This window comes from Paenibacillus sp. sgz302114, from assembly GCF_056120345.1.
Genome location: NZ_JBVYOI010000004.1, coordinates 429,044 through 448,040, shown reverse-complemented (window position 1 = coordinate 448,040; position 18,997 = coordinate 429,044). Strand labels below are relative to the sequence as shown.

Sequence of the window (18,997 nt, the reverse complement as noted above, 5' to 3'; positions counted from 1 at the left end):
CATGCAAGGAGTGTCAACATATGAAAGGTAAAGTGGATAAAATGCTCGTCGTCGGTTTCGTGTCCGTCTTGTTCGTGGCATCCATTCTGTTCGTTGTCCTGCCGAAATCTGCTTTCTCGGAGACAGAGAATCGGAATTTGCAGAAGCTTCCGATGCTGTCTTGGAATCGCCTCTGGTCGAAGAAAGTGACACAAGAAGCCGAAGATTATGTCATTGACCACTTCCCTTTCCGGGACCGTTGGGTATGGGTGAAATCAACGATCGAGCAGCTGCGGCTGAAGCAAGAGAACAATGGGATTTACAAAGGAAAAGAAGGCTACTTGCTCAAAAAGTTCGATGAACCCGATTACGCGAAGTTAGCATCGCATGCTGATGCAGTCAAGAAATTTGCTCTGTCCCATCCCAGTACGAATGTTTCGTTCTTGCTTGCTCCAACTTCGATAGGTGTATACCCTGACCTCCTTCCTTGGAAGGCACCTACAGGATCACAGGATAAAGCGATCTCCCAAGTGGAGAAGCGGTATAACGTAGAGATCTCCTTCTTGAGTGGACTGGAGATTCTGACCCCGTACAGAGACGAGGACATCTATTACCGCACGGATCACCACTGGACGACTTACGGCGCTTTCTTGGCTTATCAAGCCTATGCGCAGCGTATGGGATGGGAACCATTGCCCGAATCGGCGTTCGACAAATCGATCGTAACCGATTCGTTCCTCGGCAGCTATCATACCAAAAGCCAATTTGCAGGGATACAGCCGGATAAGATCGAGGTGTTTACGCCGAAGAAACCGGTAAAATCCTCGATGTATGTCTTGGATACAGATAAGACGTACTCCAGCTTGTACGCGCCTGAATTTCTGCAGAAGAAGGATCAGTACTCCTATTTCCTCGGCGGCGTGCATGCATTAAGTATTATCAAGACCGAACCGGCACCAGGAGATAAGAAGCTAGACAAGATGCTTGTCATAAAGGATTCGTATGCACACTGTTTCATTCCGTTTCTAACTGCACATGTAGCCGAGATCCATGTCATCGATTTGCGCTACTTTAACGGCAGAGTTGGAAGCTATATGAAGCAGAATGGTATTAAAGAGGTTCTGTTGCTCTATAATGTGGAGACGCTCGTTCAGAACGGCGCCGATTTGCTCAAGCTTCGGTAGAATCGAATCGTTTACATTTTAGACTGGGATCGAACGTTTAGAATGAACTTCGTAAAGAAATAGCGGCAGTCAGGGACGAGTATTCTCATTGTGCCCTCCCGTAATTACATTTTTATCTTTGATTACTTTGAGGCATCCACGGCTTTGTATAGAAGTTCTTGTCTTGGCCAAACGACAAGAACTTTTATACAATAAATAAAAAAGCCGCAGTATATGCGACTTCCGTTGTATTTATGTTCTTGTCGTCTTACACTATTGGACTGATTCATTTTTCAGTTGGACCGCTATTCTTCCTCGGCTTGCTTGGTGTACGATTTCATGATCAAACCCGTCTTTTTAATCTTTATGTCCACCTTTGGATGGATCTCAATCTTAACGAATTCATTCTTCCAACCACGGCTTAGCGGTTTTGCATCGTGTGGGTATTTCCGATGAATAAGATCGGCGTAGCCGAGTATGTCTGTTTCGAGCTGTTTGACAGCCACCCACGATTCATTGATCTTCTCCGTAACTTCTTTCTCCAGTTGTCGCTCCATCTCAAGCTCAGCATTCGGCTTATTAAAGTCAATTGAGCAATTCGTCTCTTCCAATACACCATCACCTCTCACATCGATATTGATCACATAATGATCGCCGGCCCGATGTGGAGTTAAATGTGTTTTACTATGCATGAATCGAAATGTGGAGTCTAATTCCTTCGACTGCTCTGTACATCGGAATGCGAGAGTCGTTTGGTGAATTTCATTTCGAATGAAACTTACCCCGAGCGCATGCTTTTGCGGCAGCCAACCTACCTGCTTGTTATGACTAAGTACGGCTAATCGTCCGAGTTTAAGTTTAGACCCCAGATCTGTTTGATTGATATCATCTAATTTCGTCACAGCAGGTGAACCGGAAACGATAATCTCCGGCAGGAAACCGCTTTTGGCAGTCCCCAATAAGGATAATCCAAGCTTATACATCGTGACATTGGAAAGGATCGACAGTTCGCTTGATTCGCCAGCTATCATGTCTTGAATTCCTTCTCCCGGTAATATTTCAAGCTGTATCAGCTGATCCAATATCTTGCGTGCTTCTCCTGAGGAAATCAGCACACTCACCGTCTCTCTGGAATCGAGATTGCGTAAATAAATATCTAATAGCGGTGATAGCCCCTGCTTTGTAGCCGATTCGCTGACGATAATAGCCCGCGTATGTGCAAAGTATAGTCGTCTCGTACTTTCGAGCTGACCTTTCCAGACGGCTTCTTTAATCGTCTTGCCTTGCGTTGAATAAACGGCGATTGGCAGTCTTCCCTGCCCTCCCACTGAAGTAGGCGAAATGGCTGCCGGGATGACAACTTGGTAGGAGACCGTCCATTGGCCGTCTTTATAATCGATGGCAGTCGCTGCCGTAATCGCCAGCCGATCCAGTTCAATACTATCCCAGCACCCCGTTAACAGACTGAAGATGATCATGCACAGGAAGAGACGCGATAAGACTGATTGTTTTGAACCGATTGTCATCTCCTTATTGCCCCCTATCCGTTCGAATCATCAGGATCTGGTTCTTGCTCGTGACCTGGAAATTGCGGTACCTGTGGCCCTTGATTACTTCGTTGTCTCGATCGATTGCCGCTTGATGTCACGGCGACGGGTCTCTTGTTCATATTCCACCGAGGTACACGAATGAAAACATCTTTCCAATAAGAAAAGTTGAGCGGCGAGAGGGGCCTAAGATAGGCGACTCCGAACGATCGCAAGCTCGCCAAGTGGATGAGAATCACCATCAGTCCGCATAAAATACCGTACAGACCAAGAGTAGCAGCGAGCAGCATGATGACAAAACGGATCAACCTTACCGCATTGGACATATTGGTGTACGGCATAACGAAATTAGCGATTGCCGTAATAGAGACAACAATGACAAGCGCAGCGGAAACGATGCCTGCTTGAACGGCTGCCTGCCCAAGTACAAGTGCACCTACAATTGATATAGCAGGACCTATTGCTCGCGGCATTCGGATGCCCGCTTCTCGGAGCACTTCAAAGGTAAGCTCCATCAATAGCGCCTCGATGATTGCAGGGAAAGGCACGCCTTCGCGTTGAGCAGCCAGACTAATTAATAGTGGCGAAGGCAGCATCTCCTGATGAAAGGTCGTTAGGGCTATAAACAGCGAAGGAACCGTCAACGAAATAAAGAATGCAGCAAATCGAAGGATACGAAGGAATGTAGCGATATCGTATCGCTGATAGTAATCTTCACTGGACTGGAAGAACTCGGTAAACACGACTGGAGCGATCAGTACGAAGGGTGATCCATCCACGATGATCACGAACTGACCTTCGAGAAGGCTCGATGCAGCTGCATCAGGGCGCTCTGTGTTCATCATTGTCGGAAATGGTGTGAAGGTAGCGTCTTGAATGAATTCCTCGATATATTCGCTGTCCAATATACTGTCCGTTTCAATTCGTTCCAGCCTTGTCATAACTTCCTTCACGATACTTTCCTTGGCGATTCCATTCATGTACATGACCGCTACTCGCGTCATGGTATGCTTGCCGATTTGCAGAGACTCAATTCTAAGCATCGGAGATTTAAGTCGACGACGAATTAATGACAGGTTGGTATCGATATTCTCTGTGAAGCTTTCCTTGGGTCCCCGAATGACGGTCTGCGACGACGGCTCTTCCACGCTTCGTTTCTCCCCGCCAGAAGAACTAGCGGACAGCGCAAAATGGCAGCCTTGGAGGAGAATGACTGTATTGCCTTCAAGGAGCTGTGTGAGCGCGTCGTCTAAAGTATGAACTTCAGTAACTTTACCTACGAACAACGCCTTATTCTTCAACTGCCTCAACCAGTCTGTTGGCGATACGCCCGAATTCGTACCGATTTCGGTTAGAATCGGTTGTACGATCATCTGGTTGACCGTTTGTTGATCTACCAAGTGGTCGATGTAGATAAGAACCCCTTCCGTACCTTCTCCTTGATCAGAAAAGTTGCGCATGACGATATCAGAGCTAGCACCGAGTTTGGTGTTAAGCCATCCTAAATTGGACTTCATCTGGGAGGAAATGAGCTGTTTCTTCTCTTTCGTGCCTTGGCGAACCTTGCTCGCCTTCCTTCTGCCCCAGAACAATGTCATATTAAGCCCTCCCTATCCATGTTTAGAATTACCGGTATCCGGGCGGCGCAAGCTGCTTCTGACCAGCATTACGAAGAGAAGCAGTGCTGGAATATATACTTGAAAAACAGGGAAAAAGTTATTCACATTGTATACAAAACCGAACCAAAGAAGCTGCATGTAGCTTTTGAAAAGAAGCGCACCGATGATTATGATGCAGCCAACACCAACGATAATATATCGCTGATTCGTTTTCACAAGATGCTTGCCGACGAAGGACGCACCAAAGAAGTACAGCGTCATTTTGATGAAGACACCTGCAAATAGTAAACCTGCAGCGATTGGATCAAGTCGTTCGAGGAAGCCGAAACTGATTAGGCTCGTCATCTGAATAAATGGAACGACACTCATCTGAGAGAGCGGACCTAAGCTGGTCAAAATGATCATGTTGGACAGTGTAATGAACAGTCCCGTGCATATGTACCAGCGGAGAGTAGTCCGAACTATTTTCTTTTTCGGAGTGACGAATTTCCAGAACATCAGAAAAAGCACCATCTCACCGAATGGGAATGACACCAATTCAGGTAAAGCAGCATCTGTTACCTTAGTCAACCCGTTACTCAAAACCGGCTCTATCCGGTGCAGGTCAATTAATCCTGATACATAGATTAAGACGAGAAAACCAATATAGGCTAAAACAATTGCAGGTACAATAATCTGTACCACCCTTGCAAATACCTCCAAGCCATGACAAACCGCATAAGTTGATATAAGCACAATACTCCCGACCAAAACCCATAATGGTGTTTTGGGAAGCAGAAATATGCCGATGAGATCCCCGAATTCCCGTACATTCCGTACAGATTCATAGGAGAAATAGACGAAATAAGCAATGCCAATCACGTAACCGAGATACTTGCCGAAATAGCCTGTAATAATCTCCATGAGTTCCTTGTCTGGCTCCAGACGGTGTATAAGCAATATCAACAGCAATAACATAAGACCAGTCAACATGGCGATAAGTATAGCGATCCAAGCGTCCGCTCCGGCCTCTTTTCCAAGTAGGAACAATGGGGAGCTTCCGATCTGGAGCATAATAATGAGCGCTGAAAGCTGAGATTGTGATATTTTCTCCATCATTCACCTGCAATCTTAATAGGATTGTATTAATTTCCCCGATTTTCCAGATGATATGTATGTCGCTACCTCACAGTCACGAAAAGACGAATTCAGCTGTCGCAAAAAAGAAAAGAAACCTCCCGTTATCGCAGGCGGTTTCAGTATCCACTTAAAATTACAAGCAACTGTAGCAGCTTAGAAGTTGTATCCATAAAATAAAAAAAACCGCGTTTTACGCGGAATCTAATGGATATATGTTCTTGTCCTCTTACATCTGCCGCGGCACTCAAATGACATCCGCTTGGATATTAGTTACCACATGTTGCATCAAGGCACGCTCCCTCGCCCTTCAAAGAGATCATGTTCTTGTCACCCGACATCTTTTTGATCACGGTTTCTTTACGTCGAGCTATCTAGTTAACTGTTAGACTTTCGTTTTTTCTTGCTTTTCTCTGCAATCCATTGTGTGCATATTCCAAAAGAGACAAATCCAGAGACCAACAAGAGAATCCACCCAATAAGAGGTATACTCGAAAACGCAGTTAAAATGCTGGCGCCGATAAGCACTTTTAACCAATCAGGCATTTGTTCAGCACCTTTAATCATATCGCCAATTCGGTAGCTAATTACAGTCATTCCCATAGCAAATGCAACGAGTATCGCTAGTAGAATCAGAATAAGAATCGGAATGCCTATAACGGTTACGAGCAGTAGTACGCTTAACGCAACGATAAGCAAGCCGCTTAGAAAACCGGCATATAAGAGCCGACCTGCGGATTCCCGTTGATAACGTTCGGTAAAAGTGATTATTTTTTTCTTACCGAGAACCCTAATCAGGACAGGTACAAGAACCATAAGCAGGCTTCCAGCCAGCTGCAGCACCCATAAGCTCAGAACGAGTCCGCCGCCAATCAGGAAACTATTTTGCGTAGCGTTATCCAGCGAAATGTCGTAGATATCGTCCCCTAAAGTTACCCCCGGATCTTGGTCTACCTTTCCTCCGATCACGACAATAACACCGGCAATCTTGGCCGTGCGGTTCAGATGCAGGTTGCCGTTAATGACGACGACAATACCTTGTACTTGGCCAGAGATATCAGCATCGCCTCCAACAACATACACGTCGTCAACAGTCTGGCCTGCAGGCACAGTGGTGTTCTGATGCTCAAAAATACTCTTTGCCGATGCCATGCCAGGGATGAGCAGCATGAACAGCATAACGAAGCAAATGGTGTATGTTAGTTTTTTCAAAGTGACCCTCCCTTTCAGCTCGCTGAGGTTTGAAGCAGCCGCTTGAGTGAAATTAAGGAGGTCACGAGGATAATTAACGAAAGGACAATCGTCCCTCCAGTTAAGACAGGTACACTGAGAATGAAATGCGAACTTGCATAAATCAGTGTGATCACCAATTTAGACCATCCATGAATGAGCTTACCGATAACCGCTCCTGTCAGCAGATAAATTACTCCAAGTGTCAATAAACCTAATAGAAAAGCAATAATCCGCTCCTTGCCTGCGAATTGTCTTACTTCTTCCGTTCCGATGGATTTCATAACCCGAACCTCAAAATCCTTAGGTGCTTCGATGAGGCCGAATATCTGTACGAGGTCATAGTTATGCTTTGACATGTCTTCCAGCAACGCCTGACAGGACTGGCATGACTCAAGATGCTCTTCAATTTCTATTCTTTCCTCTTGAGTCAGCTCGTCATCGAGGTAGGCCGACAACAGTTCCTCTTGATGTTTGGTCATTCCCAGTCAGTCCTCCCTTCTTAATTCGTTCCGCAAATTAATCCTGGCTGCGAACAGCCTTGACTTCACCGTTCCAAGAGGAACATCGATAATTTCGGCGATTTCTTCATAATTATAGCCTTGGATTTCATGTAATAATAGAACTTCCCGATGACCTACTGAGAGTCTGCTTAGTCCTTCTTCAATGGATAACTTCTCTAACGGGTCGGCTGCATGTTGATGCGATATCCACTCGTTCTGTTCCTCATGAATTTCTTGCTCTGGCGTTTTCGTGCGTTTTTTTAATCGGTCTTTGCAGAGATTAGCAGTAATTCGAATGATCCAAGAAGAAAACGCATACTCGTTATCCAAACTTGAGAAGGAGTAATAGGCTTTAATAAATGCCTCTTGCGAAACGTCTTCTGCATCCATTCGATCGCCTAACATCCCCGCTGCATATCGATAGACATGGCCTTTAAAACGTTGGACTAGATTCGCAAATGCTTCCCGGTCGCCACGTTTGGCTCGATGAATGATATGCTTTAGTTCCTCATCCACCACTCGCGTATTCAACTCCTACCGAAACGGAACCAGGAGGATTCACGTTAATTCGCTAATATCGCTGCTCCATTATCTTGAAGCTTCCTCAGGACTTCAAGAAAAATGACGTTCAAAGTTATCCATACACCGCCGAAAACGTAACCGGCAGCGACATCGCTTGGAAACTGCACATTGAAATAAATACGGCTAATGCCGACCAGAAGGCAAACAAGAATAACAAACAGAAAGACAAAAATTCGGATCAAGCTCTGGCTGTAGTGTCTAAGCAATAAAAAGGCTGAGAATCCGCATATCGTGATCGACGTAAGCGTTTCTTCACTTGGAAAAGTATTGGTGAGCTCGATTCCGATTACCAACGGTCCAGGACGGTGAAACAGGATTCGCAAGGCGTCATCAAGCAATTCCCCGCCAAATACGACCCAGAGAAGAAATAGAAGCTCTAAGACCTTGTTACGGCCTCTGAATATAATCCACATCGATGTAATAAGAATAAGCGGCCCGTACAGATACAAGGTTCCCAGTTTCGCGAAGAGCTGCATTTGATCATGCCACTCGGGACCAAATACCGTTCGTACCACGTAAGAGGTCACTTCATCGAATTGACTAAATTCATGCGCAAGAAAATCCTGAATCATCCCCAGCATCAAAGAGACAAACAGCATCAGTAATGCGAATGAAGCTAGCACTAGAAATTTTACTTTACCCAGCGAATTGAAGTGGCGTACTCCCTTGATAAGCAATTCCATAACTGAAGCAAGCACGCGTCGTTTATATTTACGGTAAAAATAAATCGCCAGCGCCAACAATGCTGAGGCAATGCCAAACATAATCATATATCGATTAACCGTTGAATGATAGGCCTCCCATTTCGGGCCTAACACTCGACCGAGCGAGATGAATAAACTGACCCAGAACAGTCCTCCTGTATAAGCAAAGATGGCGTAACGACGAAATGGCATTCTCGTTACCCCACAAAAATAACCGGTAATATGCTTTAATCCAGGAATGAAATAAGCTATGAACAATAACTTTGCTCCGTATTTCTCGAACCAGACCGTAATTCGTGACAATTGTTCTTCACCCAAGTGGATGCGATGTCCATACTTGACAATGAACGGTTTACCTAGACGGGATCCGATCCAATAGGATAGCGAGATGCTGGCTGCTGCGCCAGCACCCGCTGATAGAATGCTCAGAATCCAGTTCATTTTCCCTTCATACACATAAAGTCCGGTATAACTCAACATCATATCGCCAGGAAGAGGTAAAGCGAGTACTTCAAGGAATATTGCTAATCCAATCAGTCCGTATCCATATTGTTCGAGCCAAGTTGTCCAATCCCACATTGTTACCCCTCCTCTTCCTGTAGTTTTAACCCGAGATTGTCAGTTCATCCGGTTGTCTGCATCCGCGTTCCGTACAACCTTGCCCTGCATCCATTCGTATAGAATCGGAATCACGATAAAGCTGTTGAGCGTGGACGTAATCATACCGCCAATGACCACAATGCCAAGCACTTGCGAAATGACGGTATCTGAGCTATGCGATAACGCCAACGGGATCAAAGTAAGAACGGTCGTGCCCGCAGTCATGAATATCGGACGAACTCTGGAGAGGCTGCCTTGCATGACGGCTTCTCGAAGTCCCATGCCTTCTTTGCGATTTCGTTCGATTTTATCGATCAGGACAATTCCGTTCGTAACCACGATTCCCGTAAGCATCAATACGCCGATAAATGCGGCGAGATTCCATTGGCCATGAATGGCGTACAAGGCGAGTATGACACCTGACAATGCAAGCGGAATACTGATCAATACAGCGAGCGGTGCTTTCCAACCTTTGAAAACAAAACTGGTGATGAGCAACACGAGCAAAATGGAAATAATGAGGGCGACCGTAATTTCAATGATCATTTGCGTCACTTGCTGCGTAATGCCGCCAAGCGAATACGTGACTCCATTCGGGAGCTTCATTTCTTTCAAGGTCCGAGAAACTTCTTTCGACACCTTGCTCATGTCGCTTGACGTAATCTGCACTTGCACGACGGAGAATGGTTGACCGTCGCGTTCTTGAATGGAAGAAACGGCGTCGCTCTTCTGAATCGATACGAATTGGTCAAGACGATAAGTCTGTCCGTTACTTCCGGTAACCGTTTCGGCAGCCATCGATGCCAATACTTGTTCGGGCGTATACACGGGTACTGCATTTTCGTTCGAAACGCCTGTCTTAACGGAATCGATATACACGTCGACTGGAATCGTGCCGGTCGACGTCGAAATGTCAAAGTCTTTCGCTTTGGACGTGTAACGCGCCAACAGTTTATTGATAGCGTCAGGAGTAATGCCAGCCTGTAGCGCCTTTGTTTTATCAATCGTGATCGCATATTTCGGTATCCCGTTCGTGAGATCCGTTTTCCCTGTCACGCTCAGACCTTGAATAGTCACCAGTTTCGTGCGGACTTGCTGAGCCGTGTTTTCAAGCGTGATTTGATCGGCGCCGCTTAACATGATATTGATTGTGGAATCATCGCCGGCGATATTCTGATTCGTTACCGTAATCGCCGAATTATTGGCCACTTGATTCAAATCGGCCTGCAATGCCGGAATGATGGTAGTGACATCCTTGTTGTTTTTCAGCTGGATGGACAGATTACCCACGTTCGGTTGTTGAATGAAACCTCCGCCTTGGTCAAACACGTCATCTGCCGTCGGCGTGAAAGTCGATCCAAACGTTGCTGAATAGGAAGCGATCTGAGCATTGTTATGCAAGACGCTCTCCACCTGCTTGACTTCTTTATCCACTTCGGACAACGGCGTTCCTTTCGGCAGCTCCACTTTGACGGCGACCTGGCCGCTTGCCGTGCTTGGCAACAGGCTGAACGGAAGCTGCGATGCGAAGATCCCCGCGGTAATAAACAGAAGCAACGAGATGCTAATCACGGTTTTCTTGTGCTTCAACGCAGATTGCAGCAGCGGCTTCATGAGCGGTTCGAGCGTGACCGCTTCCGTCTTCGATGATCTCCATCCCACATAGGCGAATGCAGGAATCACCAGCATGGCGACAAGGAAGGATACGGCTAAGGCAATGACGACCGACCAGGCAAAGCCGGAGTAAGATGCACCGATGATACCGCCGACTAAGGCAATCGGTACATATACGGCTACCGTTGTGGCGGTAGAAGCGAAGATGGCTGGAAGCATCTCGACCACCGAAGAAGATAATACGCTCAGAACTGGCTTGTCTTTGTTTTGCTGAACGCGTCGATACATGTTGTCCAAAATCACGATCGCATCGTCGACGATACGTCCCATTGCGACAATCAGTCCGGATACGGTCAAGATGTTCAGCGTAACGCCCATGGATTTCAAGATCGCTGTCGTAGCAAGCAGCGAAATCGGCAGTGTGATCGCAATCAATAGCGTAGAACGTACATTTCTGAAGAAGAACAATACGCAGAGCATGGAGAATAGACAGCCCAACAAACCTTCACGAACCAGACCCATTAACGATCCGTTCAGATCTTGCGCACGGTCGGTTTGAAGCGACATTGCGACATCGCCGCTTTGGACGGCAGAAATGCCGGCTACGCGTTCTTTCACATGTTTGGCTACATCCGTGATCGTTGCCGTTGGCGTCTTGATCACATTGATCATCACGCTTGCTTTGCCATTCGTTCTTGAGACTGTTTTCACATCGGTAAGGGATTGAACAACCGAAGCAACGGCCGACAATGGGATACTGCTGCCGTCTTTGTTCTTAATCGCAAGATTGTTCAGCTGCTGTTCCGTGAGATCCCATCCTTCGACTCGGATCGGGAACGAAGCTTTCACATTTGCAATGCTTCCTTGCAGGCTGGGTACGTCTGCCGTGATGGATTTATTGAAGTCGTCCAGCGTCAAGTTATTCGCCACGAGATCTTTCATGCGCAGGACGACAACATAGCCTCGGTTTGCTCCGCCGACGGTCTGGACATCCGAGACGCCGGGTACGGATTTCAATTGCTTGACGATGTCGGTTTGCAACGTGGATTGCAGTGTTAGATCGTCTACTTTGTCGGTATTGGCCGTTAGGCTGTAGCTCAAGACTGGAAACGTGCTCGACGTTAATCGGGTTACGGCCGGTTTGTTGACCCCATCTGGCAATGCGGCATCATTCAATGCCTGTTTAAGCGCGCTTTCCGCTTTGTTCATATCGTAATCCATGGGGTAGTAGATATTCATCAATACCCCGCCGTCGTAGGAGGTCGTTTCCAGGTTGGTTATTCCGTTGGTCTTGCGGATGGCATCCTCGAGCGGTGCCGTAATATCCTTCTTAACTTGATCCGCCTGATATGATGAAGCACGTAGCGACACCATTAATGTGGTGTTATTGATGCCAGGCAGGTAGTCTCTCTGCATTTGCAAGGCCGAGACTGCCCCCCATCCCAATATAAGCACAACGCAGACTAAAATGATGGTCGATCTTTGCATAACTGATTCGATAATCCGTTTCATGATTGAAGTCTCCTCTCTCCTGTCTATATAGGGAAAGACTTCGTTCTGGGCTGGATTGTTCATCGACACTGAAAAATAAAATTTGGGAATACTATCATGAGTTGACTAACAGCCATATATTGATTTTTCGTCTAAGGGAGTTCTGAATTACGAATGATACGTCTCCAGGAAGTTCTTCACCGCATAAAGATCGGCCAATTGATCAAGGCGCTTCATCGTTACAAGCTCTTGCAAATCTTGATTCCGGCAGCTGTGATTGCGTTCATTTACTGGGAAGGTAAAAACGAGTTTCGACGAATCGATTGGACCGGTACCGTTCACGAGCTTCACCATATGAAGCCGGCGACGGTGCTTCTTTTGCTCGGGACTGCACTGATCGCGGTCTCTGCGGTTAGTTTATATGACTTCGTGCTCCGGCGTCATTTCAAAATCCCCATCAGTCTCTGGGATACTTTCCGTTATGCATGGGTCGCAAACACGTCGAATAGCGTAATCGGTTTCTCCGGCATCGCAGGCGCGGCTTTCCGGACCTTCTTTTACCGGAAGCGCAAAATTCCGAATCAGACGATTACGGCTTCGATCGTCTTCCTGTCCACGATTACGATTACCGGCCTCTCCATACTCTCATGGGCAGGCATATTCGGTATTTTACCGGTACATACGATTGTACATATCCATCCTTGGACGTTAATTGCGGTTTGGGCAACTGCTTTGTATTTGCCTGGATACGTATTTCTGCAGCGAACCTCGTTCTATTCAAAATGGCTGAATCGTAATTTGCCTCGGATGAACGGAGCTATCATCGCAGCCTCGATCGGCGCGTCCTTGCTGGAATGGCTTTGCGCAGGAATTTGCTTCTGGCTCATCGGTACCTGTCTACTTCCCGGTCTTTCACTGGCAAATGCGTTGGGGATCTACACCGTCTCGGCGATTACTGGACTTGTCACGATGGCTCCCGGAGGTATAGGAGGTTTCGACCTGACCGCACTGCTCGGGCTGCAACAGCTGGGCTATCCTGCGGATACAACAGCAGCAGTCCTCGTTCTCTTCCGTCTGATGTACTATCTGTTTCCCTGGATGATCGGTCTCGTTATCGCCGCGTCCGACGTCGCCATGGATCGCGACAAAACGATTGATCCGGATGACGAGCATTTCGAGAACGGCTTGAATAGCTGGCAAAGAATATGGCACTTCCCTAACCAGTTCAAATTAGTAGGCGAGCTTGGCGTATGGTCGCTCGGCAAGCTAGTCTTCGCAAGCGGATTTGTTCTGTTGCTCTCCGCAGCTTTGCCCGGCTTGTTATTTCGGTTACATCTTTCAAAGGAGCTGATGGCCGCTCCGCTTATGAAATTGTCTCATCAATTAAGCGTCGTCATCGGTTTCTTGTTGATCGTACTTTCCTGGGGGATCTCTCATCGTGTAAAGCGTGCGTATCAATTGACGCTCTTTCTTCTGTGCGCGGGTGCTTTATTTACATTCAGCAAGGCATTCGATATCGAAGAAGCCTTATTCCTGCTTGTTGTTGCCTTGTTGCTCTGGATATCCCGGGACCGGTTTTACAGAATATCCGCAAGTTTCAGCAGGGAAAGGGCAGCTTTGTGGGGGAGTCTTACGCTTGTGCTCGGCTATGTGTACGATCTCATTGCAACGGGGATCCACCCTGCTCTCCTGAATCCATCGCATTCGGCAACTAAATTAACGTGGTTAATTAACCCGAAGTTGAACGGCTTTGTTGCGATCACCGGAATTGTGTTCACATGGTTATTGCTTTCGCTAATCCTGTTGCTACGGCCAAGTCGCTTGGTGAATAGGGGGTCATCCCAAGAAGAAGCAGCGAAATTGCGCTTGTTCTTGGAACACGAGCAAGGGAACTTATTGACGCATGTATTATTTACCGGCGACAAGAACTTCTTCTGGGCGAGTAACGACAGCGTCTTGATTCCTTATGCCATGATTAGAAATAAACTCGTCGTCCTCGGCGACCCCATAGGTCCAATAGAAAAGATTAGCGAAGCCATCCAGGAATGTCAGCGCTTTGCGGATCTGTATGACTTATCGGTTGTCTTCTATCAGGTTTCTCCGAGTTACCTTCCGATTTATCATGAAAACGGGTATCGTTTCTTTAAATTGGGTGAAGAGGCATTGGTTCCATTAGAAGCGTTTACTCTAAGCGGGAAACGAATGACCAACTTACGAACCGTCAAAAACAGATTTGAGCGTGAAGGGTTCCGCTTCGAGGTGTCAACGCCGCCCCATGACATGCAATTGCTGGAGAAGCTTCGCCCGATTTCGCAGAAATGGCTACATGGCAAAAAAGAGAAGAGCTTCTCGCTTGGCTGGTTCGACGAGTCCTACTTGCAGTTGTCTCCAATAGTTCGTTTGATCGATCCCCAGAATGAGATTATCGCTTTCGCAACGCTCGCACCCAGCTATGACAGTGGCAAAAGTATTTCTGTCGACCTCATGCGACATCTTCCGAATACGCCGAACGGAACGATGGATCAATTGTTCGTCTGTCTGTTGGAGTGGGCTAAAACGGCAGGGTATGAAACTTTTAATTTGGGCATGGCTCCGCTCTCAAGCGTTGGTCAAGCTCAGGCGGCCATCCGGGAAGAAAAGCTTGCGCATTTTGTCTTTAAGCATGGTGGTTATTGGTATGGATTCAAGGGGCTTCGGAAATACAAAGAAAAATTCTATCCGGTCTGGGAGCCCCGTTATCTTGCTTATCCGCGCTCGGTATCATTGCCGATACTCTTGCTTGAACTAGTTCGGCTTATTGCGCGCCGACCAAAAAAAGGGTGAAATAAATATATTAAGATTACTGAAGACTTAGATGAAGCAATTTATGGTCCATAATCCTCTCACAAAATCTAAAGCTGATTCTAACGTAAAAGGAAATGCTTCCTGAGGGAGCATTTCCTTTTACGTTAGATAAGATTCGAATTCAAGGGTGACCTGATTTTAAATTCTTCATTATTTTGGATCAACCAATTCCAATCTTTATCTGATTTTGTTTTTTGGTTCGAATTTTTCATCTTCTTTAATAGGTTCGATTGCAGCAGTTAATTGTTTGTCTAGTGGTCGCGGCAAGGTTTCCGATTGTTAGTTTAAATCGCGATACAGAAAGGCATAATAAAGGAGATCTCAGCGCGCGCTGATTCAGGGGGTGAAACGATGACAGCAATTTCTTTAGAAGCTTTAAAGCAGCGCCTCGCCCTAATGGAGGACGCGGAGATAATTGATCGAGAGACTACCGACGGACTTCGCTTGACATTTATTTATTTTGGAACCTTAATCGATCAGGAGCGTCTTAACGAATCGATTCTTGTGCCTCTCGTTCGATCATTTCAAAGTTCGGTGGAAAAGAGCTTGACCACCGCAAAAATTACGCGTTTATCCAATTTGGAGCAAGCCATCCAGTATCTCATGAAGGGTTCAGTGCTAATTCACGACTCATCCAGCGGGCGATGGCACGCTATTATGCTCCCCAAATCGCTCAGCCGGCCCATCGAAACCTCAGAGACGGAAACAATAATGTTCGGCCCAAAAGACAGTTTCAGCGAGCAGCTGGAGCAAAACATCTTGCTGATTAGAAGAAGGCTGCCTTTAACAGCGCTCAAAACAGAGAGATACTCCGTCGGCTCCTTAACCCAAACAACCGTAGTCCTTATGTACATCGACGGGTTAACCAATCCAGAATTTGTAGCGGTCGCGAAAAAAAAGCTTTCCAGCATAGACTTCGATATATTTTTGGACTCTTCACATGTTGCAGCGTTTATGGAAGACCATTATCACAGCATCTTTCCTCAATATCTTCAGACCGATCGACCGGATTCCTGCGCGTATTCGCTAGGCATCGGAAAATTGGTCATTCTCGTCAATAATACTCCTTTCGCGTTAGTCGCTCCGATTACGCTGTTTCACTTGTTTCAGTCGCCGGAGGATTATATTAACCGATGGTTGGTAGCTAGCTTTTTGAGGCCGTTACGCTATCTCAGTTTCTTTCTTTCCATTACTTTAATTCCAATTTACGTGGCACTAACGACTCATCATTATCAAATGCTTCCCCTGCAAATTTTATATGTAATCATCGAGTCTCGAAGCAAACTACCGCTATCCCCTTTCTGGGAAGCGTTAATTATTCTTATTACGCTAGAAATTATCAAGGAAGCCAGCCTAAGAATGCCGACCAAAACGAGCCAAAACTTGGGGGTAATTGGAGGAATCGTTATAGGACAAGCAGCGGTAGAAGCCGGATTCGCAAGCAAAGTGCTAATCGTATTGGCAGGCATTTCGGCGATTTCCACTTTTCTCGTTCCAAACTATCTGGTCACCAAATCCAGTTTAGTGCTTCAATTCATATTCTTGATTCTCGCGTCCTATTTGGGCGTTCCCGGTATCTTGCTTGGACTCATCGGCATGTTTGCCCATCTGAACGGGCTTACGTCCTTGAATCAGCCCTACTTGGCGCCGGTATCTCCGTTTTATTGGAGAGATTGGGTCGATCTTTTCGTCCGAGGGCCGTTACACGCTATGCGCAATCGTCCTGAAGCATTGCGTCCTTTGAACAAATATCGTATTAGCCGAAGGAGTAAATGAACCCATGCAAGCTGTATCGCTGTTTCGAAAAACCTCACATCAAGAAAGCGGTTTTTACGCGCTCTTCCTCACCAATAGGATTCAAATGCTTTATTACATGATTGTCATGCCCTCAGCCCTCGTTCAACCGTATATGTTGTTGGCGATTGTAGCAATGGGCATAGCCTCCCAATCTTGCCTATATATGCTGTCCAAGTGGTTCGCAACCCCCTACTCTGCCCAAGGGTACCAGGGTTTTGAAAGATTATTCGGAAAAACAGGCATCAAAATTTTAGCTTTGGCAAGCTTGCCGCTCCTTTTGCTCAAGATCTCTTTCATTTCAGTCAGTTATGCCGATATCATGCAGAAATTTGTTTTTCCTTCTATGGACCGAGAATGGCACATCGTGTTTCCTTTTATCCTTAGCTGCTATTTGGCGCTGTTTGGAATGGAAAACATGGTTCGTTTCGTAACGGTCGTGTTCTTTGGAACGATTTGGATCTTCTTTTTGTATATTCCGTTTTTTTTGGTGCAATCAAATTCGATTCACGATCTATACCCTCTCATTCCGATTGGTCCAGAGCCATTTGCATGGAAATCCCTACTGCTCGTTTTTTCGTCGTTCTCCGGACCTGAATTTTTAATCGCTATTTCGTACTGGCTGAATCCGCAACGGAAAATGCTAAAATATTTGACGATCGCTAACGCCATCTCGGTCGGCGAGTATCTCTTTATTTCCATTGCGTCCTTGCTCTTCTACGGCTCCAAATACTTGCCAACCATCAAATATCCGAACGTGGAGATGGGGCGATATCTGCAATCTCCTATATTCGAAAGGGTCGATATTATCCTGATCTCGGCATATATGTTCAGCTTTCTTTACTCGATCGCCTTGTTCATGTTAATGCTATATGGCGTTTTTCGTTTGCTAGGCAAGCTAGGCAAGACGAAGACAAGCACTACGCGTATTGGGCTGATCGTTAGCGGCTGTGCGGCGATGGCCGTCACTCTTCCGATCAGTAAATGGTTTTGGGAGCCTGGGCTCGAACAGGCCTTTTGGCTCGACCTGCAGATGTGGGCAGGATCCGCCACTTATTTGTTATCACCTCTCCTCATCTGGATCGCGATCAAGCGCAAAGCCAGGACAACGTCATGAAACGCTTCGTACGAGCAACGCTTGTGCTGCTATCGTTTTCTTTGTTGACATTCGCATGCGGTTGCGTACCCTTAGCAGAAAACAATATGATCGAAGAAATCACGCCGATTATTTTCTGGTCCGTACAAGGTGGAGGAGAAGAAGACGGAAAGATAACAATCAGCACGCTCGTCCCTCCTCTTATCAAGGAGAAGAAGCGAGTCCTTACCCTTAAGGTCTCGCTATTGAATGAAGGCAATAAGGGGTTTAATTTGACCTATTATAACGAACTGAAAGCCGGTCAAATCCGCTTGCTGTTCGTGGACGAAGCTTATGCGAAACGGGGACTGACCCGTCTTATCAATACCGTCCTGACCGATCCGAACATTTCGCAACGGCTGTACTTAGTCATTACGAAAGGCAACTTTAATGAATTCCTCGCCAAGCACTTGGGTGAAACAGATAATATCGATTATTACCTTTATCGCATGTTCAAACATTACGAGAAGAAAAAACAAGGCGAAATTACTGTCGTCAATTTGCACCAGTTTATGAAAATGCTGTACTCTCATGTTTCCGATCCCCAGCTACCAGTATTTCGTGCGGAGGGCGAACAGTTCCTGTACGAAGGAACAGCATTTTTCGACCGGGACAGTATGGTTGCGGAGATACGAGGAAAGAACGATCAAATCAACCAATTGTTATATAGGGACAGATACGTACGATATTTAGTCCTTCCTGACCTCGCGGTTACGCTAGGCCATATTCGCGCGCATACCCGTAAGAAACTAGCCCCGGATTTATCATCCCTGACCATCGAAGTCGACGTGAAGGGAAGAATTGATGAATTGGATTCGCTCGCAAGAATCGAGGATAACTTCCAATATGCCGCTCTCACACAAAAAATCGAACGGTACTTGGAGGAGAATGTAACCCGTTTGCTATCCCGAATGCAAAAATTGCAGATTGACCCCCTCCAAATCGGGGCGTTGACTGCTAAACCGTTCTCCAAACCAATAACCAGAGATACATGGGATCGCCATTGGTCTACTATGAAGATTAATGTAAAAGTGCGGCTACATCTAGAGCCTCTGACGAAGGTGAAATAGGAAGTT

Annotated in this window: 13 protein-coding genes; 5 read left to right on the top strand and 8 right to left on the bottom strand. The window is 46.4% G+C overall.

What is annotated here, in order from left to right; genetic code table 11:
* Positions 1-20 precede the first annotated feature (20 nt).
* Complete coding sequence (locus AC0LWF_RS14140; RefSeq protein WP_474652167.1) at positions 21-1,163, top strand: DHHW family protein; 1,143 nt, start codon at positions 21-23, stop codon at positions 1,161-1,163.
* Positions 1,164-1,447: 284 nt separating this feature from the next.
* On the opposite strand, the gene AC0LWF_RS14135 is transcribed toward AC0LWF_RS14140, so the two are convergent.
* The 8 genes from AC0LWF_RS14135 to AC0LWF_RS14100 form a co-directional block, all read right to left on the bottom strand.
* Entirely contained in the window at positions 1,448-2,668 is a 1,221-nt protein-coding gene (locus tag AC0LWF_RS14135) for a Ger(x)C family spore germination protein (protein ID WP_474652166.1), read from the bottom strand.
* A 14-nt stretch (positions 2,669-2,682) separates the two neighbouring features.
* Positions 2,683-4,287 (bottom strand): spore germination protein, encoded by a 1,605-nt coding sequence (locus AC0LWF_RS14130; RefSeq protein WP_474652165.1) that lies wholly within the window; start codon positions 4,285-4,287, stop codon positions 2,683-2,685.
* Positions 4,288-4,299: 12 nt separating this feature from the next.
* Positions 4,300-5,406 (bottom strand): GerAB/ArcD/ProY family transporter, encoded by a 1,107-nt coding sequence (locus AC0LWF_RS14125; RefSeq protein WP_474652164.1) that lies wholly within the window; start codon positions 5,404-5,406, stop codon positions 4,300-4,302.
* A gap of 396 nt (positions 5,407-5,802) precedes the next feature.
* Positions 5,803-6,636 (bottom strand): hypothetical protein, encoded by an 834-nt coding sequence (locus AC0LWF_RS14120; protein WP_474652163.1) that lies wholly within the window; start codon positions 6,634-6,636, stop codon positions 5,803-5,805.
* A gap of 14 nt (positions 6,637-6,650) precedes the next feature.
* Positions 6,651-7,136 (bottom strand): anti-sigma factor family protein, encoded by a 486-nt coding sequence (locus AC0LWF_RS14115; RefSeq protein ID WP_474652162.1) that lies wholly within the window; start codon positions 7,134-7,136, stop codon positions 6,651-6,653.
* Between the two features lie 6 nt (positions 7,137-7,142).
* A complete protein-coding gene (locus AC0LWF_RS14110) occupies positions 7,143-7,676 on the bottom strand; it encodes an RNA polymerase sigma factor (protein ID WP_474652161.1) in 534 nt (177 codons plus the stop codon).
* Positions 7,677-7,720: 44 nt separating this feature from the next.
* The gene (locus AC0LWF_RS14105; RefSeq protein WP_474652160.1) at positions 7,721-9,022 is read right to left on the bottom strand and encodes a VTT domain-containing protein; all 1,302 of its coding nucleotides are present in this window, start codon (positions 9,020-9,022) and stop codon (positions 7,721-7,723) included.
* A 39-nt stretch (positions 9,023-9,061) separates the two neighbouring features.
* On the bottom strand, positions 9,062-12,145 hold the full coding sequence (locus AC0LWF_RS14100; protein WP_474652252.1) for an efflux RND transporter permease subunit: 3,084 nt from the start codon (positions 12,143-12,145) through the stop codon (positions 9,062-9,064).
* 177 nt (positions 12,146-12,322) lie between these two features.
* On the opposite strand from AC0LWF_RS14100, the gene mprF reads away from it, so the two are divergent.
* The 4 genes from mprF (at position 12,323) to AC0LWF_RS14080 (ending at position 18,991) form a co-directional block, all read left to right on the top strand.
* On the top strand, positions 12,323-14,971 hold the full coding sequence (gene mprF, locus AC0LWF_RS14095; protein ID WP_474652159.1) for a bifunctional lysylphosphatidylglycerol flippase/synthetase MprF: 2,649 nt from the start codon (positions 12,323-12,325) through the stop codon (positions 14,969-14,971).
* Between the two features lie 372 nt (positions 14,972-15,343).
* Positions 15,344-16,768 (top strand): spore germination protein, encoded by a 1,425-nt coding sequence (locus AC0LWF_RS14090; protein ID WP_474652158.1) that lies wholly within the window; start codon positions 15,344-15,346, stop codon positions 16,766-16,768.
* A gap of 4 nt (positions 16,769-16,772) precedes the next feature.
* The gene (locus AC0LWF_RS14085) at positions 16,773-17,903 is read left to right on the top strand and encodes a GerAB/ArcD/ProY family transporter (protein WP_474652157.1); all 1,131 of its coding nucleotides are present in this window, start codon (positions 16,773-16,775) and stop codon (positions 17,901-17,903) included.
* An 86-nt stretch (positions 17,904-17,989) separates the two neighbouring features.
* Entirely contained in the window at positions 17,990-18,991 is a 1,002-nt protein-coding gene (locus AC0LWF_RS14080) for a Ger(x)C family spore germination protein (RefSeq protein WP_474652156.1), read from the top strand.
* Positions 18,992-18,997 lie beyond the last annotated feature (6 nt).